General features: G+C 36.6%; 23 protein-coding genes. 2 read left to right on the top strand and 21 right to left on the bottom strand.

What is annotated here, in order from left to right:
- Positions 1 to 41 precede the first annotated feature (41 nt).
- From rfbD to HC176_RS00835, 8 genes are read right to left on the bottom strand one after another with little or no spacing between them, the layout of a single operon-like run.
- Positions 42 to 833, bottom strand: coding sequence for a dTDP-4-dehydrorhamnose reductase (gene rfbD / locus HC176_RS00870; protein WP_167916291.1), 792 nt, complete (start codon positions 831 to 833; stop codon positions 42 to 44).
- Positions 834 to 1,379 carry a dTDP-4-dehydrorhamnose 3,5-epimerase gene (gene rfbC, locus HC176_RS00865; RefSeq protein ID WP_167916290.1) on the bottom strand — a complete coding sequence of 182 codons (546 nt, stop codon included), beginning with the start codon at positions 1,377 to 1,379 and terminating at the stop codon, positions 834 to 836.
- On the bottom strand, positions 1,369 to 2,241 hold the full coding sequence (rfbA, locus tag HC176_RS00860; protein ID WP_167916289.1) for a glucose-1-phosphate thymidylyltransferase RfbA: 873 nt from the start codon (positions 2,239 to 2,241) through the stop codon (positions 1,369 to 1,371). The genes rfbC and rfbA overlap by 11 nt, the downstream gene beginning before the upstream one ends.
- Positions 2,242 to 3,249, bottom strand: a complete 1,008-nt coding sequence (rfbB, locus tag HC176_RS00855; RefSeq protein ID WP_167916288.1) for a dTDP-glucose 4,6-dehydratase — start codon at positions 3,247 to 3,249, stop codon at positions 2,242 to 2,244.
- Between the two features lie 23 nt (positions 3,250 to 3,272).
- The gene (locus HC176_RS00850; RefSeq protein ID WP_167916287.1) at positions 3,273 to 4,346 is read right to left on the bottom strand and encodes a hypothetical protein; all 1,074 of its coding nucleotides are present in this window, start codon (positions 4,344 to 4,346) and stop codon (positions 3,273 to 3,275) included.
- Between the two features lie 12 nt (positions 4,347 to 4,358).
- Entirely contained in the window at positions 4,359 to 6,047 is a 1,689-nt protein-coding gene (locus HC176_RS00845) for a DUF6909 family protein (RefSeq protein WP_167916286.1), read from the bottom strand.
- Between the two features lie 30 nt (positions 6,048 to 6,077).
- Positions 6,078 to 7,580 (bottom strand): GH3 auxin-responsive promoter family protein, encoded by a 1,503-nt coding sequence (locus HC176_RS00840; RefSeq protein ID WP_167916285.1) that lies wholly within the window; start codon positions 7,578 to 7,580, stop codon positions 6,078 to 6,080.
- Positions 7,581 to 8,450 (bottom strand): M23 family metallopeptidase, encoded by an 870-nt coding sequence (locus HC176_RS00835; RefSeq protein WP_167916284.1) that lies wholly within the window; start codon positions 8,448 to 8,450, stop codon positions 7,581 to 7,583.
- A 152-nt stretch (positions 8,451 to 8,602) separates the two neighbouring features.
- Here HC176_RS00835 and tatA point away from each other — a divergent pair, with 152 nt between their 5' ends.
- The gene (tatA, locus tag HC176_RS00830; RefSeq protein WP_167916283.1) at positions 8,603 to 8,785 is read left to right on the top strand and encodes a twin-arginine translocase TatA/TatE family subunit; all 183 of its coding nucleotides are present in this window, start codon (positions 8,603 to 8,605) and stop codon (positions 8,783 to 8,785) included.
- 80 nt (positions 8,786 to 8,865) lie between these two features.
- On the opposite strand, the gene HC176_RS00825 is transcribed toward tatA, so the two are convergent.
- The 3 genes from HC176_RS00825 to HC176_RS00815 all read right to left on the bottom strand — a co-directional run bounded on the left by HC176_RS00825 (position 8,866) and on the right by HC176_RS00815 (position 12,724).
- Positions 8,866 to 9,846 (bottom strand): DUF4837 family protein, encoded by a 981-nt coding sequence (locus tag HC176_RS00825; protein WP_167916282.1) that lies wholly within the window; start codon positions 9,844 to 9,846, stop codon positions 8,866 to 8,868.
- 24 nt (positions 9,847 to 9,870) lie between these two features.
- The gene (locus tag HC176_RS00820; protein WP_245234799.1) at positions 9,871 to 11,442 is read right to left on the bottom strand and encodes a LysM peptidoglycan-binding domain-containing protein; all 1,572 of its coding nucleotides are present in this window, start codon (positions 11,440 to 11,442) and stop codon (positions 9,871 to 9,873) included.
- A gap of 94 nt (positions 11,443 to 11,536) precedes the next feature.
- Positions 11,537 to 12,724 carry a phosphoglycerate kinase gene (locus HC176_RS00815; RefSeq protein WP_167916280.1) on the bottom strand — a complete coding sequence of 396 codons (1,188 nt, stop codon included), beginning with the start codon at positions 12,722 to 12,724 and terminating at the stop codon, positions 11,537 to 11,539.
- A gap of 185 nt (positions 12,725 to 12,909) precedes the next feature.
- Between HC176_RS00815 and HC176_RS00810 the strand changes: the two genes are divergently transcribed.
- Positions 12,910 to 14,064 (top strand): DNA polymerase III subunit, encoded by a 1,155-nt coding sequence (locus tag HC176_RS00810; RefSeq protein WP_167916279.1) that lies wholly within the window; start codon positions 12,910 to 12,912, stop codon positions 14,062 to 14,064.
- Here the strand turns inward: HC176_RS00810 and HC176_RS00805 are convergent.
- The 10 genes from HC176_RS00805 to mnmG all read right to left on the bottom strand — a co-directional run bounded on the left by HC176_RS00805 (position 14,061) and on the right by mnmG (position 24,914).
- Entirely contained in the window at positions 14,061 to 14,726 is a 666-nt protein-coding gene (locus HC176_RS00805; RefSeq protein WP_167916278.1) for a hypothetical protein, read from the bottom strand. The genes HC176_RS00810 and HC176_RS00805 overlap by 4 nt on opposite strands.
- Before the next feature lie 17 nt (positions 14,727 to 14,743).
- Positions 14,744 to 15,808 (bottom strand): hypothetical protein, encoded by a 1,065-nt coding sequence (locus tag HC176_RS00800; protein ID WP_167916277.1) that lies wholly within the window; start codon positions 15,806 to 15,808, stop codon positions 14,744 to 14,746.
- 4 nt (positions 15,809 to 15,812) lie between these two features.
- Positions 15,813 to 16,355, bottom strand: coding sequence for a hypothetical protein (locus HC176_RS00795; RefSeq protein ID WP_167916276.1), 543 nt, complete (start codon positions 16,353 to 16,355; stop codon positions 15,813 to 15,815).
- A gap of 4 nt (positions 16,356 to 16,359) precedes the next feature.
- A complete protein-coding gene (locus HC176_RS00790; RefSeq protein WP_342448655.1) occupies positions 16,360 to 16,902 on the bottom strand; it encodes an RNA polymerase sigma factor in 543 nt (180 codons plus the stop codon).
- A 104-nt stretch (positions 16,903 to 17,006) separates the two neighbouring features.
- Complete coding sequence (locus tag HC176_RS00785) at positions 17,007 to 17,660, bottom strand: GIN domain-containing protein (RefSeq protein WP_167916275.1); 654 nt, start codon at positions 17,658 to 17,660, stop codon at positions 17,007 to 17,009.
- Positions 17,661 to 17,719: 59 nt separating this feature from the next.
- The gene (locus HC176_RS00780) at positions 17,720 to 18,565 is read right to left on the bottom strand and encodes a DUF4249 domain-containing protein (RefSeq protein ID WP_167916274.1); all 846 of its coding nucleotides are present in this window, start codon (positions 18,563 to 18,565) and stop codon (positions 17,720 to 17,722) included.
- Positions 18,566 to 18,569: 4 nt separating this feature from the next.
- A complete protein-coding gene (locus HC176_RS00775; RefSeq protein WP_167916273.1) occupies positions 18,570 to 20,942 on the bottom strand; it encodes a TonB-dependent receptor in 2,373 nt (790 codons plus the stop codon).
- 156 nt (positions 20,943 to 21,098) lie between these two features.
- The gene (locus tag HC176_RS00770) at positions 21,099 to 21,620 is read right to left on the bottom strand and encodes an OmpH/Skp family outer membrane protein (RefSeq protein WP_167916272.1); all 522 of its coding nucleotides are present in this window, start codon (positions 21,618 to 21,620) and stop codon (positions 21,099 to 21,101) included.
- 251 nt (positions 21,621 to 21,871) lie between these two features.
- Positions 21,872 to 22,732, bottom strand: coding sequence for a methyltransferase domain-containing protein (locus HC176_RS00765; protein WP_167916271.1), 861 nt, complete (start codon positions 22,730 to 22,732; stop codon positions 21,872 to 21,874).
- A 310-nt stretch (positions 22,733 to 23,042) separates the two neighbouring features.
- On the bottom strand, positions 23,043 to 24,914 hold the full coding sequence (gene mnmG / locus HC176_RS00760; protein ID WP_167916270.1) for a tRNA uridine-5-carboxymethylaminomethyl(34) synthesis enzyme MnmG: 1,872 nt from the start codon (positions 24,912 to 24,914) through the stop codon (positions 23,043 to 23,045).
- Positions 24,915 to 24,951 lie beyond the last annotated feature (37 nt).

The following is a 24,951-nucleotide window of genomic DNA, read 5'->3' as shown; positions in this document are numbered from 1 at the left end:
AATGTTATAATGATAGGGTTTGTGATTGGTTGACATATAAACTATCCTCCCGTTTTTATTACCGAATACCTCGGCCGCTGTGCAAAAGTAACATAATTGCTAGTTTTGACAAGGTTGACCTTGTTAATTAAATCGTTTTCTGACAGTATTTTTCGAGCAAAATCGTACCAAGTCATCACCTCATCATCCGAAAAGTGTTGTATGCTGAACGCTTTCGACTTTTCAGCTATCAAACCTACAACAAACCTTGCTAAGCTCTCCGTATCGGTTGGGCAACCTAATTGATCAGTAGTTATAGACAGTTCGTCCTTTTCTTCGGCTAAAGCTAAAATGGTTTTATAAAAATTGCGCCCATATTTTTTACTGTACAACCACGAGGTTCTTACGATAAAATATTTTGAAAGTATACTTTGAATATGCTCTTCTCCCAAAAGTTTCGATTTACCGTATTCGTTAATGGGGTTAGTTTTGTCCTTCACAGTATAAGGCGTGGTCTTTTCTCCGTCAAATACATAATCGGTTGAAATATGGATTAAAACAACATCATTGTTTTTACAAGCCAAAGCCAAGTTTTTAGCCCCTTCTGCATTAACTTTATAAGCAATTTCTGGAGTTTTTTCAGCTTGTTCTACATTGGTGTAAGCAGCACAATTTATACAGAAGTCAAACTCATTTTTTTCAAAAAAGGAAGACACTTTTTCCAAATCTCTGATATCGAATTCGGTTTTTGAAACAAAAGTAAAATCAACACCCAAATTATTCTTAGCGAACAACTCCTCAATTGTTTTTCCTAGTTGCCCATTGGCTCCCGTAACCAAAACTTTAGTATCCATTTAGCTTAATACTTGGTTTAATGGAAGAAGTTGCTTGTCTTTTTCTGAAATGATTAACTTATCTTCAGGAAAACCCCAATCAATATCCAAAGATTTGTCGTTATAAATAATACCGGATTCTGAAGCTTTATTATAAAAATTATCACATTTATATGAAAAAATGGTGTCGTCTTCCAAAACCACAAATCCATGAGCAAAACCCCGGGGCACAAATAACTGTTGATGTTTTTCTCCGTCTAAAACTATTGAAAAATGTTGTCCGAAAGTTGCCGAGCCATCTCTTAAATCGACACAAACATCAAGTACCTTTCCTTTTACAACCCTAACCAACTTGGCTTGAGCAAACGTTCCTGTTTGAAAATGAAGCCCTCTTAAAACCCCTTTATTCGATTTTGACTGATTATCTTGAACGAAATTAACGGACACACCTGTTTCCTTTTGAAACACGCTTTCATTAAAGGTTTCAAAAAAGTACCCTCTTTCGTCCTCAAACACCCTTGGGGTTACAACAAAACACCCCTTTAAATTTGTTTCTTCAACTTTCATGTTCTTTGATTAATTGTTGAAGGTATTTTCCATAACCACTTTTTAGTAACGGTTGTGCCAAGTCACTAAGCTGTGCTTTGCTGATGTAACCCATCGAGTAAGCCACTTCTTCAATACAACCGATTTTTTGCCCTTGTCGTTCTTCAATGACTTCTACAAATTGTGAGGCTTGCATAAGCGAGGTAAATGTTCCGGTATCTAGCCATGCGGTTCCCTTGTCCAATATTTGGACGTTAAGATTTCCTTGTTTGAGGTAGGTTTTATTTACATCGGTTATTTCCAACTCCCCCCTTTTGCTAGGCGTAATGTTTTTGGCTATTTCAACTACTGAATTATCATAAAAATATATACCAGGAACAGCATAGCTAGATTTTGGCTGTTCGGGTTTTTCTTCAATAGATACAGCCTTATTGTCTTTATCGAATTCCACCACTCCGTAACGCTGTGGATCCTGGACGTGGTATGCAAAAATAACTCCTCCTTTCGGGTTGATATTTTTTTGTAGGGCTAGATCTAAACCAGACCCGTAAAAAATATTATCCCCCAAAATAAGGGCCACGCTATCTTTCCCTATAAATTTTTCTCCAATAATAAAAGCTTCAGCCAACCCATTGGGTTCTTTCTGTACGGCATATTCGAAAAGGCAGCCATAACTGGATCCATCGCCAAGCAATTCCTTAAAATTAGGTAAATCTTTTGGTGTGGTGATAATTAATATCTCATTAATACCGGCCGACAATAATGTTGATACCGGATAATAAATCATAGGCTTATCGTAAACAGGCATTAATTGCTTGCTCACCACTTTGGTTAGTGGATACAAACGCGTGCCAGATCCTCCTGCCAGTATGATTCCTTTCATTTATCTATCGTATTTTTTTAAGTACCATTCAATGGTTTTCTTAATACCTGATTCAAAATTCTCCTCAGCACGCCAACCTAAATCATTTTCAATTTTTGAAGCATCAATGGCATATCTAAAATCATGACCAGGCCTATCTTTTACAAAAGTTATTTGCGCTTTGTACGATTTGCCTTTTGGTCGAATATCATCGAGAATTTCACAAATACTATTCGCTATATATAGATTGTTACGTTCGTTATTCCCTCCAATATTATAGGTTTCTCCAGCCTTCCCTTTTTTGAAAGCCAGCTCTATTCCTTTACAATGATCTTCAACGTATAACCAATCCCTAATATTTTTTCCATCGCCATAAATTGGGATATCTTCGTTATATATGGCTTTACGAATAATGGTTGGAATCAACTTTTCATCATGTTGTTTCGGACCATAATTGTTGGAACAGTTTGTAGTAACCACATTCATTCCGTAGGTATGATAATAACTTCTAACCAAAAAATCTGATGATGCTTTTGAGGCACTATAAGGGCTATTAGGCGCATAAGGGGTTTGCTCGGTAAACAGACCTTCAGAACCTAAGGTACCATAAACCTCGTCGGTTGAAATATGTAAAAACCGTGAGTTTTTATGACTTTCTTTTACCTGTTGGGGCGATTCCATCCAATGGTTTTTAGCTACATCAAGCAAATTGAAAGTGCCCAAAACATTAGTATTAACAAAAGCACTTGGGTCTTTTATAGAGTTATCAACATGCGATTCTGCCGCAAAATGAATAACTCCATTGAAATCATATTTATCGAAGAGCTCTTCAATTAATCTCCTGTCACAAATATCACCTTTTACAAATGAATAATTCGGATGGTTTTTAACTTCTTCTAAATTACCAAGGTTACCAGCGTACGTGAGTTTATCTAAATTGACTAACGTGATTGATGGGTTATTAGACAAATAATAATGAATAAAATTTGCCCCAATAAAACCTGCTCCGCCTGTAACTAAAATAGCCATAAACTTGATTACTTACTTATTATTCAACTCTGTTCTTTGAGGAATTTCCCCAAACCTAAAAACAAGAAGATCGAAAATGTAATACCGAATAACACTAATGGCAACACGAACTTCTTTTTGTCGTACCACTCTCTAATATCATAACCTGATTCAGGGAAGGTCGCCAAAACATTAACGACATTCTTTTGAACCGCTAAAACACTGTCTATTTTCCTTCTTTGGCTCTCATAGTTTAACCTTAACTGTACAATTCTAGATTCATCAACAATTAAATTCCCAGCAGACGACTCTGCATCTCCTAAATAGAGATTGGTACCAGATCCAGGAACAACATCTTTTTGAGATTCATTAATTCTGATTCTTAAATATTCATTTGCTAATGAATCTGTCTTCTGAACTTGCTGAAGCAAGGTTTGGTCCTTCTTTTCAAGTATATCTCGGTTGGTTTTTAGTAAATCATTTAAATATTCATTATCGGAAATTTGATTCACAAACGCCTTCTCTATTTTTTTATAGATATGCTTGTCGGTTGAAGCTACACCAATCTTGTGTATTTTATAATTATATGGCTTTAAAGATTCTCTGTACCTATCATACGTCATCTCAGACCTTGATATAGAATCCAAGCGCTCATAAAATCGAGAATACATTTCGGCAATGTTATTTTCATCTAAGTCAGGCTCAACATAAAAGCCTTTTAAGTTTGACGCCAAGCCCGGCGAAATATTTAATTTATCTGCCAGTTCCAAAGAATCTTTATCCAAATAAGACAGTTGATGGAATTGCTTGATGTTTTCGTAAACCTGCCTTGTAGAATTAAAGTTGGTTTCAATAAACATATTGGCTCCATACATTTTTTTGGAATTCACATCAATTATAAAACCTACAACCACTCCCAAAACCACTGCACCAGCATACCAAGGTAATCTTTTATAGATATGAACCAACAAAGCCAAAATCACTTTATAGATACTTGTAAAAATACTACCTATAAATTTAAAAAACCGATCAAAAGCATTACCAATTAACTTAAATAACTGGCCTAAATCGACTTCTTCTGATTGATTTGGCTGCTGTTGTGGCAAATCTTTACTCATAATTGCAATCTATTAATTTAATATTTGTTCTAATATGGTTCTTGTAATTAAATAAGTGGGTTTTACTCCCGAAGTCCCTAAACCTCCTGAGGCTAAAGTAGCCCCGGTTTCCAACGGGTTATCGCTGGCGTAATAAGCATATCTTACTTTAACGTTTGGCTTAATACTACCTCTAACTTTGGAGGCTGCCTGAATGGCTTTTTGATAATGAGCACCTTCCATTTCAAGCCCAATAACTTGCCAAGTGGAGTTATAGAAAAACTTCAAGATGTCTTTATTTTGAAGCGATGTTCCTAGAACAGTTATCATGGTACCTTCGTAAACATCGACACCTTGCCCTTCTAAATCTTCTTTTTTCAATTGATTGTAAAAAGGGTAATTATCTGCTGTACCTTCAAAAATATGAGCCGAGGGTATCATTATGTCACCCTTACCGCCTTCTAAAATACCGGCTTTACCCATAATGGACACCGACTCCACGTTCAAATGAATGTCTTTTTCCTTCCACTTGTAAGGTTTCAATAATTCATCTATAGTTTCATAGGCCTGCTCGCCAAAAGCATAATCCATCACCAAAATGACGGGTTTTTCTTTTTCTATTACCGCAGGTGTAACCTTAATATCGAGTTTATTTAAATCTATTTTCGATGTATCGAATATCTGAACGTCAATATTAGCTCCAGATGAGTCCTTAAGATAAATCATCCCTTTGCTAAGGGCTTCTTTGGTTACTTTATTACGTAAAGCTTGATTGTCTTTATTGCTTAAATCTTCGTAGAGGCCAAAAATACCTTTAGTACTGCCTTTAGATTTTATACTGTGATGAGCAAAAAGAGTGTTCATAACACTATGCATATTAGCACTTATAATATGCAGCGGCCTTTCCATCAACTGGTTATTGAATAGGGTTTCTTTGATGTTATCTGCCCATATTTCTCCATGAATATGGTGGCCAATACGTTCCCGCAATATGGGACTAAACGTAATGGTTCTTTTGTTGAAATGAACTTGCTCTTCTATGGCCAGTTTACCTAACCAATATATAATATGTAAAAGTCGTTCTGGTTGATTGGGCGTAGCAAATTTGTGGTAAATGTTAGTTAATTCCTTAAAAGTTCTTCCTAAAATGCTGGCCAAATGGGTAATGGCTACCTCCCGTTCTTCTTGAGAGAGCTCATTGTTTGCCAGCACAATTTTTTCCAGTTTTTGCCAATCTCGGGTCGTGTGCCCCTCATCGTTTATAATGACCTTCGAACTGATTTTATGCGACTCAACAAACATAAAGGTTAAGTGCGTTAAAATATCGTAAATATCCGATCGCCCTCGGGTTATTTCAATATTCATTTGCTCGCTATCAATCCGATAACAATTCCTGCGTCGTTTTTCCGGAATTATGGGTTTGAAGTGCGAATTACCGTAGCCCTCATCACTCGTTAGGTTAATAAATGAGCATTGTTCAATGCCAATGGGAAGCCTATCAATTACATAAAGCAATCCTTCCAGTTCGGCTTTTTCTTCGGCGATAGACCCATAAATTTCGGGGCGCAAGGTAAGTAACGCTTCTCTTAAAGTTTCGCCCGAAATGCCCATAGGTTTGTAAAACCCACGGTTGAATAAATGACGCATGGTAATATACATGCGCTCAATGGCATTCGAGCTTTCTTGGGCTCGCGTTCGTGCATGATGTTTTTTATTACTCATAGTATCATTAAATCCGGGGCAAATATACTATTAATTGTGCGATTTTATCGTTGAAAATGAATCAACAATTTTTCGGTCGTTTGAAAGTCTTGGTATTTTATTCTGGCCGCCTAATTTACCAACCGATTTCATATATTCCTGAAAACCATCTTTTTTTACTTTGGTAATTTTTAATTGCTGAAGCACCTTGCCTTCAATCAAATCGAAATAATACGAATTTTGTTTTTGGAGCGACTCGTCGAGTCTTTTAGCCAAATCGGATAGATTCTTTGGTTCATTTTCAAACTCAATAAACCATTCGTGGTAAGGTAAGCCCGCTTCTGGGTTAATTTGCGGCGCCACAGTAAATTCGGTTACCCTAATTTCTGTATTTTCGGTTGCTTCTTGCATGGCCTGCTCTACCTCTTTCCCTATAACATGTTCGCCGAAGGCTGAAATAAAATGCTTAATTCGACCTGAAACGATAACACGATACGGTTTCACTGAAGTGAATTGAACAGTATCGCCAATATTGTAACCCCACAAACCAGCATTGGTAGAAATAATCATCACGTAATTTACGCCCACTTCAACATCTTTAATAGTGATGCGTTTAGGGTTATCGTTGAAAAATTCATCAGCTTTTATAAACTCGTAAAAAATGCCCGAATTTAACTGAAGCAACATGCCTTTTTGATCCTGTTGATCCTGAAAAGCAAAAAAACCTTCACTCGCCGGGTACAACTCAATGCTATCTACTTTTCTACCAATTAAGTTTTCAAACTTGGCGCGATAAGGTTCGTAGTTAACACCTCCGAAAATAAACAGATTGAAATTTTTAAAAACCTCGCCTACTTTTTTGCCTGTTTTCTGCTGAATTCTCTCAAAATACATTTGTACCCACGACGGAATACCCGAAATAACCGTCATATTTTGCGGCAAAGTTTCCTCCACAATAGCATCGACCTTGGTTTCCCAATCTTCAATACAATTGGTTTCCCACGATGGCAAGCGGTTTTTTTGCAAATATTTGGGCACATAATGCGCTACAATACCTGAAAGCCTACCCAATTGAATCCCGTTTTGCTCTTTTAAAATGGGGCTGCCTTGCAGGAATATCATTTTGCCGTCGACAAAACTGATGTTTCCGGTTTCGTGAATGTACATTAAAATAGCATTTCGTGCCGCCTCAATATGGCTAGGCATACTTTCTTTGGTAATGGGAATGTATTTAACACCCGATGTGGTGCCCGAGGTTTTGGCAAAATAAATGGGCTTGCCTTTCCAAAGTACATCTTCCTCGCCTGCAACAACCCGATCAACATAATGTTTCAGACCTTCGTAATCCCTTACCGGCACACGTTTTACAAAATCGGCATGGTTATTTATACTTACGAAATCGTGGTCTTTACCAAAAGCGGTGCCTGCGGCTTCGGAAATTAAATTCTGAAAAACTTTTTCCTGGGTTTCAATAGGATTATCTGCCCATTTTTTGATGCGCTTATAAACCAATTTTGAAAATGGTTTAGCCAAAAACGATTTTAATGATGCCATTTAGTTGAAATCTATAAAGTTGGTGGGGTTAATGGGGTAGCCATCATTCCAAAGTTCAAAATGCAAATGTGGCCCGGTAGACAGTTCGCCTTCATTACCTGCTGTGGCGATTACCTCGCCGGCCTTTACCAAATCGCCTTGGTTTTTGGTAACCGATGCATTGTGTTTGTATACCGATATTAAACCATAACTGTGCTCTAAAATAATCACGTAGCCCGTGCTGGCCGTCCATTCAGCAAAAACAACAATACCATCGGCTGTCGCCTTTATGGGCGTGCCCTTGGGCACAACAATATCAACGGCATAATGTTTTTCTTGAGCGTTATAGGGCTCGCTTATTTCACCGCTTGCTGGCGGAAATAATATAAAGTTCGACACCGAAGTAGCCGATTCAAACAAATTGTATTTGTCTTCTTTATCTACTTTTTCACGTAAAATAGAATCTTCGGCAATAGGTGTTAAATCTACCTCGCTCGCTTCCAATTTTACGGCTTCAACTATAGAATCTCTATTAAAATCGGCACTACTAATATCTCCGGTTAATACTTTTTTAATGGATTCGTAATAACGTTCGTTCATAGCCAAAGCTTGTTGCAGCGAGTCGGTTTTATAGGTTAGCTCGGTGGCTTTCTTTTTTAACGCGGTTGAGGAGTATCCCGGAATGTATTCCCTTAGCGGCGTAAAGGCGATAATTAAATACGTGAGCGAGATTAAAAAAATGGCCAATAACGAACCCATGACGAAAACATTGAGCCGGGTTAATTTAAACGATAAACGCTCTTCAAACGTGTTTTCGTTCAGAATGACCAACCGATATTTATCGAGCAGTTTTCGTTTAATTTTTTTTGGTTCCTTTTTTTTCCCTTTCATGTTAAAAACAAAAATAATAGAATTTATTCAATACCCATCTGTTAAAACCGAGTAAACCGTCATGCCGCTTATCTGCTTTGAAATTGCTAAAGTTATGCTGAAAACGTTTTTATTTAACTTTAATTATTAACTTTGCTGTTAAAATAAAGATTATGAACTTACATATGTTACCTTTAGCAATCGGCCCATGGCAAATCGCATTAATTGTTGTTGTGGTTTTATTGCTTTTTGGAGGTAAAAAAATACCAGAATTAATGCGCGGATTAGGCAGTGGCATTAAAGAATTTAAGGATGCCAGTAAAGAAGAGGAAGCCAACGGCGAAAAAAAAGAATAACGCTACTTTATAGTGCGGAAGAAAAAAGACCAGCTTAATTTGTTTTAAGCTGGTCTTTTTTTTCGCTTTGATTTTATTATTTATTCCAATTTAACGGTTTTTATTATAGCTTCCATTTCTAGCATATAATTCCGTTTGTCTACCGAGGGCGCAAACACAAAACCTTCAAGTACAACCCAGCGTTTGTTAATTTTGTCTTCAATAGCGTAATTAATAAAAGGCCCACCCATAAAGGCATTTCTAAGCTCCCAAATACCTTTGGTTTCCAAAGCTGGCTTATTATCTATAATGGTTTCTGCCAAATAAGGCGTGTAAGCCTCTTCAGTTGCCAAATAGGAACCTTCAACTCCGCCTTCAATATGTAACTTCCCTACCGAGTCTCTTATTTTAATCACTTGGTTGACCAAACTATCATTTCTTTTAATAGCCGAATAGGGCAATTCAAAAATCATTAAATTGGTTGTTCCGGTGGTTATATCTTTTCTAATCCAGAAAAAATTATCGGTCGATTTGGCGACCCGATAAACTGAAGGAAAGCCTACTGTAAGCTTAAGTTTTTCTTTAATAGATTCAAAGCTGTGCGGCGATTTTGCCATTTGGCGCTGCCTTTCGGCAATTTCGGCATTGCGGAACGTTTCTCTGATTTTAGCATCATTTTCCTGTAAAACTTCAATCACCTCTTCTCTTGTTTTCCCTGAAACAGTAATCACTTTTTGAGGCTTGGCATATACATTTTCTGAAAAATCAATACCTTTTTCTCTGTTGAGCTTTACCATTAAAACGGTTCTGTTTTTGGTTACAAAGCCAGAGAACACGGCTGGTGGTATTTGGCTAATGGTAAACATGGGCTCGTCCTGAGGCAACCCGTAAATTGGTTTAGCCAAAACGGCACGAATAGCTTCGCCCACTCGTCCGTCCCATATTTCATTTTCGGTTACAACAGAAACGTTATTGATGGCCCCTGAAGAATCTTGGATAAAACGCTCGGACTTAGACTTGTTTTTGTCTCCACACGAAACAAAAAACATCACACAAATGAATGATAAGACAATATATCGCATAATTTCGTTTAATTTATTCGAGAACTAACCTTTACCTATTTTAAGTTTCATTCCCGGTTTTAATTTAGTACCACTAATACCGTTCCAATCTTTAATATTTTGAACAGAAACTCCGGGAAATTTTTGCGAAATACTCCAAAGGGAGTCTCCCGATTGTACCGTATAAGTGGTTACTTCTCCGGTTATGGGTTTTGGTTTTTTAGTAACTACTTGTGGTGCTGGAGCAGAAATATTGGGCTTTCTTGGGAAAATAGTTAACCGCTGACCTATTTTTAAATTATTACTACGTAAGCCGTTCCAGCGTTTAATATCGCTTACCCTAACACCGAACATTCGGGAAATTTTCCCCAAATAATCGCCAGACTTAACGCGATACCTCACGCTCTGGTTGGCTTCAATAAGCTGTGGCATGGGTTTTTCACGCTTATCGAATTCTGCTTTGGCATAGGCATAAATAGAATCTTCGTTGGTTACAAAAGGCCCCACCACGTCACGCGGCAGCCGCAAGGTGTAGTTTTCATCTTTTATAAAAGGAATGATGTCCAGTTTATACGACGGATTTAAAAACTGTAATTCTTCAATGGGTGTTCCCGTTACTTCCGAAACTTGGTCGAGCGTAATCATTTGCTTTACTCGAACGGTATCCGTTTCGAAATAGGCCAATTCGGGCTTATACTTTTTAAACCCGTGCTCTTCGGCATACTCAAAAATGTACATATTGGCCAAAAATGCTGGTAAATAGCCTGCCGTTTCACGAGGTAAATTATGACGGATATTCCAATAATTTTTATAACCGCCCGACCGCCGAATGGCTTTAGTTACGTTTCCTGGGCCCGAATTGTATGCCGCCAAGGCCAAATCCCAGTCGCCAAAAATGCCGTAAAGTTTAGCCAAGTATTTTGCAGCTGCTTCGGTTGATTTTATTGGGTCGCTACGCTCATCAACATAACTACTCACATCCAAACCGTACATTTTTCCGGTTGTAAACATAAACTGCCACAAGCCCGTGGCCCCTACCCTAGATTTGGCCCGTGGCTTTAAAGCCGACTCCACAATAGCTAAATATTTCACTTCCAACGGAATATCGTATAAATCCAATTCGCGCTCGAACATCGGAAAATAAAAGGCACTTAAAGTCATTAATTTTTGAAGATGTTTGCGTCTGTACTTCAAGTAAGATTTAATAACACTTTCTAACGAAGGGTTGTACTCTACATTAAAAGGTGTACGGGCATCGAGCTCTTTTAAACGGGCTTTAAGCGTATCGGTTGGCAATTCGGGGTATTCGACCTCCTCGTAGGTTAGCTCGGTTACCGACTTGTAAATGGTATCGAACAGCGCGGTACTGTACAGTTCTTCAAGCCACTTTTCATCAAACTCTAAAGCTAGCTTGTTATCCTGTAAGTTCTTGATATCGAAAGTATCGGGTTTTACTTCAATACTCTGAACTTTTTTTGGCTGTCCGTCTACTATAGAATCCTTTAAAAACTGCTTGGTCTGTGCCAAAACAGTATCTATCGTTTTGTTGGCTTGCAACGAAACAGAATCTTTAACCTGCGAAAAAGCGGTTAATACATTAAAAAAAAGGAAAGTCATTAAAAAACGAAAAGCCATATAATCCATTCAGTTTATTGAACGATAATATGGCTAAATTCGTGTTTTTTCAGTGAAATTAAAAACGAAAATGTTTTTATTCCAAAATAGCGGCGATTCCCGGAAGTGTTTTTCCTTCTAAACTTTCCAACATAGCACCACCACCAGTACTTACATAACTTACTTTGTCTTCAAACCCAAATTGTTTTACAGCCGCTACAGAATCGCCCCCACCAACAAGTGAAAAGGCTCCGTTTTTGGTTGCTGCAGCAATGGCGTTACCTAAGGCTATGGTAGATTTTGCAAAATTTTCCATTTCAAAAACACCTAAAGGTCCGTTCCACAGAATGGTTTTCGATTTCATTACGGCATCATTGAATATTTCAACTGATTTTGGACCGGCGTCAACACCTTCCCACCCATCTGGAATAGCTGTGATATCAACAATTTGTGTGTTGGCATCATTACTAAAATCATCAGCAGCAACAGTATCGACTGGAATATAAACTTTTACATTTTTCTCTTCGGCGTGCTTTAAAATTTCTAAGGCCAGTCCCATTTTATCGTCTTCACAAATAGAGTTCCCTATTTTTCCGCCTTGAGCTTTAACAAAAGTAAACGCCATACCACCACCAATAATCAAGTGGTCAACCTTATCTAAAATATTTTCTATAATAGTGATTTTTGAAGACACCTTTGCACCACCAAGTATGGCCAAGACTGGTTTTTCACCCGTTTCCATAACTTTTTTAATGCTTTCTATTTCTTGCGCCAAAAGGCTTCCGAAGCATTTTTTACCTTCAAAGAACTGTGCAACAATAGTAGTTGAAGCATGTGCTCTGTGCGCCGTACCAAAGGCATCGTTCACATAAATATCGCCTAATTTTGAAAGTTGTTCGGCAAAAGCTTTATCGCCAGCAGTTTCTTCGCTGTGGAAACGCAGGTTTTCCAACAATAAAATTTGTCCCGGCTCTAAATTAGCCACGGCTTCTTCTGCCTTTTCACCTACACAGGCATCAACAAACTTTACTTCAACGCCTAAAACGTCTTCCACTTTACCTACAATATGACGCAACGAAAATTCGTCCTGAACACCTTTTGGTCTTCCTAAGTGAGACATCAAAACACAGCTTCCGCCATCTTCTAAAATCTTAATAATAGTCGGTTTTGCCGATACAATTCGGGTAGCATCGGTTACTTCAAATTTTTCATTTAACGGCACATTAAAATCTACGCGGATCAGTGCTTTTTTGTTCTCAAAATTAAAATCGTTAAGCGTCTTCATGTATAAAATATTTGTCTTTTTTAAGTATTGTGATTCACAAATGTAAGTAATTAAAAAGCTATATAAAATCTGTTTTTTAACGAAAACGATATAGAAGCGCAAGTTTTTTTAAAAAGGAAGATTTTTCGGTTGTAATGGCTATTTCCAAAGTTCTTTAATTATTAAAAATCGTTTACTTTTGCCTTATGCTTTTTAAGAACGTTTTAGGCCAAACCCACATAAAAAACCACTTAACCAAAAGTGTTGATAACGGACGTATTCCGCACGCCCAACTGTTTGTTGGCAAAGAAGGCACAGGTACATTGCCCATGGCCCTAGCTTATGCGCAATACATTTTGTGCGCCAACACCAACGGCGAAAACAATACGGGTAATGAGGCCTGCAACCTAAAATTTAAAACTTTTTCGCACCCCGATTTGCATTTTGCCTTTCCGGTAACCACCAGCGATAAGGTGAAAAGCAAACCCGTTTCGAGTTTTTACTTGGAAGAATGGCGACAACTTTTGGAGCAACAGCCCTACGGCAATCTGTTTGATTGGTACAAACTGCTCGGGGTGGACAACAAACAAGGGCTGATAAGTGTTGAAGAAGCCGGTGAAATTGTAAAATCGCTTGCGCTGAAATCTTATGAAGGCGGTTACAAAGTGATGCTAATTTGGATGGCCGAAAAAATGAACACCCAATGCGCCAACAAACTTTTAAAACTGATTGAGGAACCGCCCAGCAAAACGATTTTTTTATTGATTGCCGAAGATGAGGAACAGATAATTAACACCATCCGGTCGCGTTGCCAAATCCTGCGTTTTCCTCCATTGGCTGAAGACGTAATTAAAGAGGCTTTAATCAAGGAATACAGCCTTGATGAGGCTACGGCTACTAAAATCGCACACCAATCTAACGGCAATTACAACAAGGCTTGCGATTTGGTGTATCAAGATTCTGAAGATATTCAATTTGAAACCTGGTTTATTTTCTGGATTCGCAGCGCTTTTAAAGCCAAGGGCAACAAAGCGGCCATTCACGATTTAATTTCTTGGAGTGAAGATATTGCCAAAACTGGCCGCGAAACGCAAAAGCAGTTCCTAAATTTTTGTTTGGACTTTTTCAGGCAAGCATTGCTTATGAATTATAACGCTACCGATTTGGTGTTTTTAGAACCCAAAACCGAAAAGTTCAAACTGGAAAACTTTGCCCCTTTTGTGCACGGTAATAATATTATGGAAATAAGTGATGAACTGCAAAACGCCATTTACCATATTGAACGCAACGGTAACTCTAAAATTATCCTCACCGATCTATCTATTAAATTGACGCGGTTGTTGCATAAAAAAGCTAGTTAAAAATTATCCTTTACTTTCTTTTTCCTTCCCATATTAAAGATACCGACCTTTAAACCTATACCTACAGAAAACCCATTTAAATCTCCTGTTTTATATGGCTGTTCGTAGTCGCTGGTAAACCTATATCTTAAGCCAGTTTCTAACTGGGTATATCGAGAAAAGTTATAGAGTATATTAATTCCTGGTTCTACGATGAAGAATTTATCAAAATCATCGGTTTCAAAATCGTCGTCGAAATCGTCGTAATTATTAGAAAAGTTATTGCCAAAAAAGCCAACCGCACCACCTCCAATTAACACAGGAAATGAAACGCTAACAAAGCGTTTACCAAACAAAATAGGCTCTAAGTGTAGCCCACCATAGGCGCCAAACATTCCAATTTTATCGCCATTAAATAAGTCTGGTCTATCATTAGGCCTTTCATTAAAGAAAACGGTGCCACCAAAGCCTACCTCCATCTTCCTGTTAGCTACATAGGCAAACTTAAAGTTTCCAAACCCAGTATCTCTATTGTCTAACTTCCCGTAATGTAAATTGAAGCCCAGATAGACTCCGTGAACAACGTTTTTTCTATCATCGAATTCTACATAGTCTTGTTCTTTCTGTCCAAATACTAACGAATTAACTGTGATTAACAGTAGAAGCATCACTACTTTTTTCATGTTTTGATTGATTTTTATTAAAGTTCCTTAAATATAATTATGCCTTTGTATCCAATTATATCAATAATGCCTTGATTTTCGGCTCCATAAGCTGCTCTAATTTGCCTAATCTTATCCTTTTCATCAAGGACCTTGCTGTTTATGCTATGCATGGATTTAGGTAATCTTAAAACACCTTGCTCTAATTCTGCACTAAAATTAAAACTGGTTTCAGAAATATTTACATAAACCTCCGAAGACTTTTGATTTAGATTTATAACTGGTGCCTTTGTTTCAAGCTTCTTTAATCGCAATTCTGCCAAATTTAAATTTAAGTTCACCTTAGAAACAACATGATTTAAAGTTAATTGGGAATATTTCAATGCTCCATAAACATGGTTTACAGTATTAATCTCTATATCATCTTTGTTGGAGTTAATATCTAAATTTCCAACATTTTCTATAGTCATTATCGACCCATCGGATTGTAGTTTTAAAACTTCAGATTCATCAAAAGATACCGTTGCATTCTTAGAATCAATACGACTATGCTTAAGCACATTAGCTCTTAGATTACCATATTTTATAGCTATTTTGGAGTCGTCTAAATCATTGGTTATTCTTAAATCACCGTGTTCTATATTGGCATTCAATTTTCCGTACCAATCTGAGATAATAATATCTCCATATTTATTAAAGATCTCTATGGCAGCGTTCTTAGGAAGGTATATGGTATAGTTTATATCACTATTTGTTTTTTCGCTATTTAAAGGCCCTATTTTCTTAAAATATTTATTGAAAAGCGAGGCATTTTTTTCCTCTATTTCGGTTTTAACTATTAATTGAGAATTGGTATTAATAAATGTGGGGTTTATTCTTTTTAAAAGATCCTTGGCCTTGTCCAGGTTCTTTCCTTTTACTTCTACCGAAACTTCTAATTGAATCGATGCTTTGTCCCAACCGTTAATAAATACATTACCATATTTATTCTCTAAATAAAGCGCGCCTTCACTATTGAGAGGAAATGTTTTTTTTAAATCTTTATTAATCTTGTTCTGAGCGAAAACAATGCCCGAAAACAATGCTATTATCTTAAAAACCAACAGTTTATAATGTATACGCCTCATCTTCAAAATCTGTTTTTATAGGATACGATCGCTCTAGCAAATCTTCCATGAGTTTTATTTTCTTTCTGTAATTGTTAATTATGGCTTCAATAATTTTTTCGTTATTGATGCCCAATTTAAGTTCGCTTTTTAGTGTTTTATATTCTTCATCTAAATCGTCTAGTAGCGATAAGAAATCGTCTTGATCTGCTTTGGAGATATGTAAACTCTGCTTGATTAATTCTACCTGATTATTTACCAAAAGTTGATAATGGCTATCTATTTCATTGAGCTCTTGATTGACTATTTGCGTATCGCCTTGTTGGTTGTCTAATTGTAGAAAAAACAATGAAAAACCAAGCAACAACACGATACTTGCCGCTGTTTTAAAAACAGATTTCCTCCACAACGGAATTACCTTTACTGGTCCTTCTGGCAATTCTGCCACTATATCTCCCCATAACCTAAGTTTGTCTACTTCATCTAAATGATTTGTATCAAACTGAGTGTTGTTTTCTTCTGTGTATTTTTTTAATTTATCCATGCAATCAATTCATCAATGCTATTAATTTCTTTTTTGCTCTATGATATTGAGATTTTGAAGTAGAACTACTGATTCCTAAAATTTCTCCAATCTCGACGTGATCGTAACCTTCAATTAAGTACAAATTGATAATGGTCTGGTACCCCGTAGGCAGTTGCTTTATGGCCGACATGATAACATCCACATTGAGATGTTCTTCGGTTATGTTTGTATCCTCCTCTGGTTCTGGAACCTTATTTTGAAAATCGTCTACGGAGACCAAAGGAACACGCTTTAACTTTAAGTGATTAATACTCTTATTAATAACTATACGCTTAAGCCAAGACCCAAAAGTACTCTCGTAACGAAAACTGTTAAGGTTTTTGAAAGCCTCTACAAAACTATCTTGCAAAATATCTTCGGCATCTTCTTTAGATTTCACCATTCTAATACATACATTAAACATACCGTTCACGTAAAGTGAATACAGTTTATATTGCGCTTGTCGGTCGCCTAATTTGCTTTTCTCGACAAAATCTTTATGTGCGAACACTACTTGGTTAGTCACTACACTGTATTATGGAATCGGTTCTGTTTTATGTTCTATTTTTATAGACAATAGAAAATGTAAAGGGTTGCACGAAAGTTACAATTATTATGAAACAAGAACATTTAGTTTGTGTTAATTACGGCCCCATCGCTACTTGTGGAAACATTAACTATGGGGCTGCCCTTATAAAACACCACTGCATCGCTCGAAACTTTGCCTTGTAATTGTTCTACACAATGAATTGCCACCGAAGCATCTGATGAACAATTTACATTACAGGTATTAGCAACAAAATTAAATCCTTCAATTTTTGCGTCGCTACTGGCATTTATAGTGAGGTTTTTGGCAGAACCGTTTAACCTAATAAACGCATCGCTAGAAACCTTTACGTGTAATGTTTCTAGGTTTTCGAAACCAGAACAAACGCCATAACTATCTGCCGATAATTCTAAACTCGAAAGATTGGGCATCACAATTTCTAACTTAAGCTCATTTAATCTTCTTATGTTGCCAGAAAGGCTTGCGATTAACTTACCGTTTTTCACTCTGGTTCGCACATGGTCTATAATATTATCACTGGTAGTTATTTTAACCGAATGCTCTGTGCCTTTTTTAATCACAACTTCGATATCATTAGAGATCTGTACTTCGCTAAAATTAGTTAAGGTGCGCTCTTCTGTAATTATGGTATTCGATGCTTTAATGCCTTCTACAGAACACGAGCTAAGAAATATTGTAAAAGCAAAAACCATATAAACAAAGTGTACTGTTTTCATATTGTCTTTATTTAATAAAATCCATTTTGATTTTTTGTGTTTAACCTACAATGAGTCAATTATTGAAACGTATAGGTTACGGTATCATATTCAGATAACCTGAAATAACCAAAAGCATAGTTATCCGGGTTGTCTGTATTGATGCAATTGCCCCTTAATTGTCCCGGAATAGTGCTAAACGGATCGCCGGCACTATCGTATTGCTCAATGAGTAGACTTATGTAGTGGTCATACTGTTTTGAGATACCGTAGAGGCTAATTTCTACGACATCACCAGGGTTGAATTTCGCTGAAGAATCGTCGTCGTCGTCCTCCTTTTCAAAAAAGGTATCCAGCTCATTGCCATCTACAAATTCATCGGGATAATCTTCATAAATAGGTACCACATCACCTGCTTCAATAAATTTTATAAGATAGAAGTTCTCTATATCTACTGGGTCATTCCAGAAGATGGAAATATCTAAAAGTTCTTCGTCGAAACCACCTTCAACAGATTGTTCCACACGGTTTATAGGAGAAACCGAAATAAAGGTTTCGGTTGCCGAATAACGTTCGTTGTTATAAAGTATTTCCAATTCGTAAGTATGGCCTATAATAGGTTCAAAATTACTGATGGTATAAGTACCATCATTCTGATTCGTGAAATTATAAACTACGCCATTATCTTTATTGGTAACGGTTACTATGGCGGTATTTACAGGACTTGTTCTATTGGTATCAAAATAAGGCGTTGATGTACTTAATTTAATTTCTTGATTGCTTCCATCGGTCCCTTTTTGCCAGTCTAAAGACGCTTGAACAACAAGTCTTGGTGAAGCCGTTGGAACGGTAACATCTATAACATCTTCGCAAGCCGTGGTAATGACTAAGAGTAAAAGTGCAATTGATTTTATATAGGTTTTCATCTGTTTAAAATTTAAAGTTGTAAGTAATTGACGGAATGGCTCCAAAAACGGATAATCTAGTGGCCTCATTTAAACCTGTATCTTGATTTTGAAGAAAGGAAATTGAAGCGGCATTTCTTCGATTATAAACGTTATAAATACCAAATACCCATTCCCCTTGAAGTTTTCGATTTAAATTCTTTTTGGGCTTGTATGTTGCCGATAAATCTAACCTATGATAAGCGGGAAGACGACTGGCATTACGGTCACTAAAATTAGCAATTGATAAGCCTTCATATTCATATTGGCTATCAGGGTACGTAACAGGTCTGCCCGTTTGGAAAACCGCATTGGCACTAAAACTCCACTTGTTGTTTAGCTTGTAGATACCCGTTAGCGACACATCGTGTGTTCTATCGTAAGACGTATTGTACCAGTCCCCATTGTTTATACCTGGTCCCCCAGCATTGCCTCCAAGGGTTCTTTGTTCAGATTTAGATAAGGTATAGGCCAACCAACCTGTTAATTTTCCTTTGTTCTTTCTTAATAGAAATTCAAGTCCGTAGGCTCTAGATTCCCCATTTAGTATCTCGGTTTCTATATTGTTATTCCCTATTAAATCTGAACCATCTATGTAATCGATTCTATTATCAACATTTTTATAATAGGCTTCTAATTCCAGAGAATACTTTTTATTCTTAAAGTTCCTGTAATAGCCTATGGCATATTGGTTAGATAACTGCGGCTCTATAAACGCTCCACTAGGAGTCCAAACATCAAGAGGAGTCACCGAAGTGGTATTTGAAAGCAAGTGTAAATATTGCGCCGACCTTGTATAACTCGCCTTTAACGATGACGATTCGTTTAACTGATATGATAGCCCCAATCTAGGCTCTAAATTATTGAAGGTTTTAATGCTTTCATTCTTTTTAAAAGCAGTTTCCCCAATCGCTGTACCTGTTTCATAAATACCAAAAGCGCTATTGTAAACTACAGGTTTATTATCTTGATAATTCGTGATATTTACACCGCCCAAACGATTAAATCTACTTAATCTAAGCCCGTATTGCGCCGTAAATTTATCGGTGATTTTGTGTTCAGCACTCACATAAATGCCGCTTTCCAGTGCTCTTTTTTCATCTAGCTTTAAAAAATTTATTGGTGAAGAATCAGAGGTAGGTTTTACTTCACCCGGATTAAGGTTATACAGGATACTACTAAAGCCAAAATCCAGTTTTAAATTATTGTTCAAGTAGTATTTAAAGTCATATTTAAGATTGTAATTTGTGATATCGGCGTCCCAATCTAATTTCACAAAATCTATTATAATTTGGTAATCATATTTGCTATAAATCAGTGATAAATTAGAAAACAACTTATCATTAAAAATGTGATTCCAGCGTAAGTTTCCTGAAACATTTCCGTAATTGTTCTTTAAAAAGTTATTAATGTTGAAAACGTCTCGTCCAAAGTAACCCGATAAATAAATTTTGTTATTTTTATTTATGTTGTAATTTGTTTTAAGGTTAAGGTCGTAAAAAGAAATTTTATCATCTTTTACCTCTTCTATACTTTTCATTAAAAGATGTGCGTAAGACGATCGACCAGCAATTAAAAAGGAGCCTTTATCTTTAAATAATGGGGCCTCTGCTGTTAACCTACTAGAAATCAATCCTATACCTCCATTCAATTCAAATTCCTTACTATTACCATCTTTTTGGTGCACATCCAAAACAGAAGACACCCTACCTCCAAAATTAGCAGGAATGTCACCCTTGTAGAGCTTAACATCTTTAACGGCATCGTTATTAAACACCGAAAAGAACCCAAAAAAGTGTGACGTATTATAAATAATAGCCTCGTCTAATAAAACTAAGTTTTGGTCCACTGCTCCTCCTCTAACATTAAATCCTGGAGCACCTTCTCCATTATTGGTAACACCCGGTAGCATTTGAATGGATTTAATAACATCTACCTCACCAAGTACAGCTGGCATTTGCTTGATAGTAGAAGCATTTAGCTTAGACACACTCATCTGTGGTTTTTTAATGCTAATTTGCTCAGGTTCTTCTGCTGTTATTACAACTTCCCCTAGTGTTTGAGAAAGTTCTTGTAATTCAAAATTAAGTTCTAGATTTTCGCTAAGGTTAACCTCTTTAGTAATGTCCTGATAGCCCATGTAGGACACAATTAAGGTATAATTTCCTTGGCTTGCCGTAAGTGAATAAAACCCGTAATTATTAGTAACAGCACCACTACTTGTTCCTTTTAAAAATACTGTGGCACCCATGAGGGTTTCGCCGTTTTTGGCGTCTTTAACCTTGCCTCTTATTGTGTAATTTTGAGCACATATTAAAGATGAGAATAATAGGCCTAAACCTAATAAAGTATGTTTCATACTGTTCGTTTTTTTGATTATCACTTTTATTGACAAACAAAAAAACGAAGGGTTGCATTGGGCCTAAAAAATAAGTTTTCTTAGCATAATTATTTCAACAAAAAAACCCTGCTAAATTAGTTTAACAGGGTTTTTTGTTATTAAAATAAGTGTTAATTACTCCTCCTTTTTATAGCCAGCATTTAAGGCATCCAAAATAGTTTGTGTTAAATCGTGTTGCTCTTCCCCATACAATACGGTGGCGGCAGCATCACTGGTACCTAAAATATAAGTATATCCGTTTTTCTTTCCATAATCCTTAACAAAATCTTTTACCTTTACAATAGCAGAATCAATTTCCGTTTGAAACTCTTGAGTTAATTGCTGGTTCTCTATTTGCATTTGCTGTTGCAACTGTTGTTGCTTTTGTTGCAAACCGGACATAAGCTCTTGTTGTTTTTTTTGAGAAGAACGTTGCGCTTCTTTTTGCGTTTCTTGAACTTCTGCCTGAAAAGATTGCCCTATGCTATCTGCTCTTTTTCTAAATTTCTCTTCTTTAGCTTGATATTTAGCTTCGATATCTTTTTTTTCTTGATAATCGTTAATTACGGTTCCGTTATCAATAAAACCAATTTTGTTTGGCTTTTGGCAAGATGCTAAAACTAGCATGGCCAATAATACATAAAAAACATTTCTCATTGTCTCGTATTGTTAATTCTAATTTAGATTGTTGTTTTTGATTTGAACAAATGTAACAAAGTAAACCATAAAGTTAGGTTGAATTGTCCCGAATTTAACACATAAACAATACTTATTTTTAAAATCAAAACCAATAAACAAAAACTATGAAAAATAACTTAAAATAAAGCGTTTTAAGGCTGTTTTGAAAAAAGTCAAGGCAATCGCCTATCTGGAACAGCAATCGTCTATTTACTGTTAGATAAAATAGTTTAACTGTTTTTTATCAAATAAATTAAAGAAGAAGCCTCTTTTGTGAATAGTGCTTTAATATTTGAAAGCCACCCAATGTAAAATCCTTTAATAGGATTCATTTTTCCCGTTTTATATTTTTCAGAAAGCAGGCTCACATAAAATGCATCAAACCACATGGGTTTTGTTTTTACAACTTCAAAGGAAATACTTTGCATTAATTTTGAAATAGAGTTCCGATCAAAATGCCATAAATGTCTCGGCACATCGTAAGCGGCCCAAAAGTTTTTATAATGTTTGGCGTCGTAACTTTTATAATTCGGAACAGCAATGATTAAAACTCCTTTGGGCTTTAATAGCTTTTTAAAAACCGATATGTCTTCTTCCAAATTTGGTAAATGCTCCAAAACATGCCAAAGGGTAATCACATCAAAACTGTGCTCTTTAAACTTTATAAGTTGGCCGATATCAAAAACAGCATCATTTGTTTTTTTATTGGCTATACCCCTAGCCTGTTCGTTAGGCTCTATTCCAAAAACGTTCCAATTATTTTTTTGGGCGGTTTGTAAAAAATCGCCCGTACCGCAACCAAAATCTAAAAGCGTTTTTTCATTTTCGGAAAACCAATTGATTAAATTCAATTTGCTTTTTAACGAAAAGGAACGGACTAAATGATACGCCTTTTCAAAAAGATTTCGCTTGGAATCGGTGTGAGAAATATAATCCTCGCTTTCGTAATATTCTGGTAATTTTTCTGGGGATGGTTTTGGATGGGTTTCCAAAAACCCGAATAGCGGGTTCTCTACTAACTTAAATTCTTCCCCAGAAACAGAATGGTCTTTTACGTTTAAGTAAAGGGTTTGTTTATTTTTATTAGCCACGAATTCACGAATGTTTATTCAGAAATAATTAATTTTGATTCGAATAGTGTACTCTATTAGTTTCGATTTCGATTAGTAAGCAACTCGTAATTTTTATTTTCCAACAATAGAAAATCTTCTCCAGAAATAGAATAGTCTTTTACATTTAAAAAAAGGTTTCTGGTTGCTTTTTATTGCCACGAATTCATAAATATATTATACAAATAATTAAAATTCTGCCTTCACAAGAACGATAAATTACTCATTACTGCCAACTGAATACTGCGTACTTTTTTAATGTTCCACGTGGAACGTGTTTGAGTTTTAAGTTTTATCGCCCCATATAAACCAACAAAACAGAAATATCATTTGGTGACACCCCACTAATTCTTGAGGCTTGGGAAACCGTTGTGGGTTGAATTTTTTTCAATTTTTCGCGTGCTTCAAAGCTCATCGATTTGATTTTTGAATAGTCAAAATTCTCCGGGATTTTTACATATTCCAAACGACTTAATTTATCAGCATTATTTTTTTCCTTGGCGATATATCCAGAATATTTCACTTGAATTTCGGTCTGCTCAATGATCTCCCGATCCAAATCATTTTCCTGAATATAAGCTTCAACTGCCTCCACTTTTCTAACGTCATCCATCTCAATATTGGGACGTGCGAATATTTTAAAAAGCTTTCCAGATTGTTTCACAAGAGCAGAATCTTTACTCTCGAGAATCGGATTTATCTCCTCAGGCTTAACACTTAAATTCTGGAAAAAATCAACAAACTTTTCAGCCGATTCATGCTTCTCTTCCATACGTTTTAATCGCATTTCAGAAGCCAAACCGATTTCATAACCTTTCGGTGTTAATCTCAAATCGGCATTATCTTGCCTTAAAAGTGTTCTATATTCCGCTCGAGAAGTAAACATTCTATAAGGCTCTTCGGTGCCTTTTGTAATCAAATCATCAATCAACACCCCAATGTAAGCTTCGTCTCTTTTTAACGTAAACGCATCCTTTTCTTGAACTTTTAAGCTAGCATTAATTCCCGCCATTAATCCTTGCGAAGCCGCTTCTTCATACCCCGTTGTGCCGTTAATCTGCCCAGCAAAATACAAGCCATCAATCAGCTTAGTTTCTAAAGTGTGCTTTAATTGTGTTGGTGGAAAGTAATCGTATTCTATTGCATACCCAGGTCTAAAAAACTTAACATTTTCAAAACCTTTTACGGAACGCAATGCTTTAAACTGAACATCCTCGGGCAGTGACGTTGAAAACCCATTTACATAAACCTCAACCGTATTCCAACCTTCTGGCTCAATAAACAATTGGTGTCTGTCCTTATCAGCAAATCGATTAATTTTATCTTCAATAGAAGGGCAATAACGCGGCCCTAAACTTTTAATACGTCCATTAAACATAGGGGACCTATCAAAACCTTCACGAAGCAAATCATGAACCAATTCGCTGGTATAAGTCATATAACAAGAACGTTGTTTTTTCAGTGGTTTTGTTGCGTCCAAATAAGAGAACTTTTCAGGATTATCGTCACCCGGTTGCTCGGTCATTATTGAATAATCCAAACTTCTTCCATCAACTCTTGGAGGTGTTCCCGTCTTCATTCTTCCAGAATCAAAACCTAAATCCACCAATTGCTCCGTTATTCCGGTTGCGGCCTTTTCACCTGCTCTACCTCCGCCGAAGTTTTTATCACCAATATGAATCAATCCATTTAAAAAAGTGCCATTCGTCAACACCACGGATTTGGCTTTAATTTCAATTCCCAAAGAGGTTTTAACACCAACCACTTTTCCGTTTTCAATTAGAAGTCCAGACACCATTTCCTGATAAAAATCAAGATTCGGCGTTTGCTCCAAAAGCATTCTCCAATCTTCAGCAAAACGCATTCTATCACTCTGCACCCTCGGACTCCACATAGCCGGCCCTTTGGATTTATTAAGCATTTTAAACTGTATAGCAGAGGTATCTGAAACAATACCGCTATAACCACCCAAAGCATCAATTTCACGAACAATTTGCCCTTTAGCAATTCCTCCCATAGCCGGGTTACAGGACATCTGGGCAATATTCTGTAAATTCATTGTTACTAACAAGGTTTTGCTTCCCATATTGGCGGCAGCAGCGGCAGCTTCACTACCCGCGTGCCCCGCACCAACCACAACAACATCATACTCTTCGTTAAACATAAATCTTGAATTTATTTTGAGATGTTCCACGTGGAAC

This window comes from Tamlana crocina (assembly GCF_012037625.1).
Note: the sequence above shows the minus strand (reverse complement) of the source record. Positions and strands in the feature narration are given on the sequence as shown.

Bases quoted from the DNA above. Each gene is read 5' to 3' on its own strand.
- rfbA (WP_167916289.1), bottom strand. From the start codon at position 2,241: ATGAAAGGAATCATACTGGCAGGAGGATCTGGCACGCGTTTGTATCCA.
- HC176_RS00810 (WP_167916279.1), top strand. From the start codon at position 12,910: ATGCTTTTTAAGAACGTTTTAGGCCAAACCCACATAAAAAACCACTTA.
- HC176_RS00835 (WP_167916284.1), bottom strand. From the start codon at position 8,450: ATGAAAGGGAAAAAAAAGGAACCAAAAAAAATTAAACGAAAACTGCTC.
- HC176_RS00815 (WP_167916280.1), bottom strand. From the start codon at position 12,724: ATGAAGACGCTTAACGATTTTAATTTTGAGAACAAAAAAGCACTGATC.
- HC176_RS00840 (WP_167916285.1), bottom strand. From the start codon at position 7,580: ATGGCATCATTAAAATCGTTTTTGGCTAAACCATTTTCAAAATTGGTT.
- HC176_RS00780 (WP_167916274.1), bottom strand. From the start codon at position 18,565: ATGAAAACCTATATAAAATCAATTGCACTTTTACTCTTAGTCATTACC.
- HC176_RS00775 (WP_167916273.1), bottom strand. From the start codon at position 20,942: ATGAAACATACTTTATTAGGTTTAGGCCTATTATTCTCATCTTTAATA.
- rfbD (WP_167916291.1), bottom strand. From the start codon at position 833: ATGGATACTAAAGTTTTGGTTACGGGAGCCAATGGGCAACTAGGAAAA.
- HC176_RS00825 (WP_167916282.1), bottom strand. From the start codon at position 9,846: ATGCGATATATTGTCTTATCATTCATTTGTGTGATGTTTTTTGTTTCG.
- rfbB (WP_167916288.1), bottom strand. From the start codon at position 3,249: ATGGCTATTTTAGTTACAGGCGGAGCAGGTTTTATTGGGGCAAATTTT.
- HC176_RS00845 (WP_167916286.1), bottom strand. From the start codon at position 6,047: ATGAGTAATAAAAAACATCATGCACGAACGCGAGCCCAAGAAAGCTCG.
- HC176_RS00795 (WP_167916276.1), bottom strand. From the start codon at position 16,355: ATGGATAAATTAAAAAAATACACAGAAGAAAACAACACTCAGTTTGAT.
- HC176_RS00850 (WP_167916287.1), bottom strand. From the start codon at position 4,346: ATGAGTAAAGATTTGCCACAACAGCAGCCAAATCAATCAGAAGAAGTC.
- HC176_RS00785 (WP_167916275.1), bottom strand. From the start codon at position 17,660: ATGAAAACAGTACACTTTGTTTATATGGTTTTTGCTTTTACAATATTT.
- HC176_RS00770 (WP_167916272.1), bottom strand. From the start codon at position 21,620: ATGAGAAATGTTTTTTATGTATTATTGGCCATGCTAGTTTTAGCATCT.
- HC176_RS00805 (WP_167916278.1), bottom strand. From the start codon at position 14,726: ATGAAAAAAGTAGTGATGCTTCTACTGTTAATCACAGTTAATTCGTTA.
- rfbC (WP_167916290.1), bottom strand. From the start codon at position 1,379: ATGAAAGTTGAAGAAACAAATTTAAAGGGGTGTTTTGTTGTAACCCCA.
- tatA (WP_167916283.1), top strand. From the start codon at position 8,603: ATGAACTTACATATGTTACCTTTAGCAATCGGCCCATGGCAAATCGCA.
- mnmG (WP_167916270.1), bottom strand. From the start codon at position 24,914: ATGTTTAACGAAGAGTATGATGTTGTTGTGGTTGGTGCGGGGCACGCG.
- HC176_RS00820 (WP_245234799.1), bottom strand. From the start codon at position 11,442: ATGACTTTCCTTTTTTTTAATGTATTAACCGCTTTTTCGCAGGTTAAA.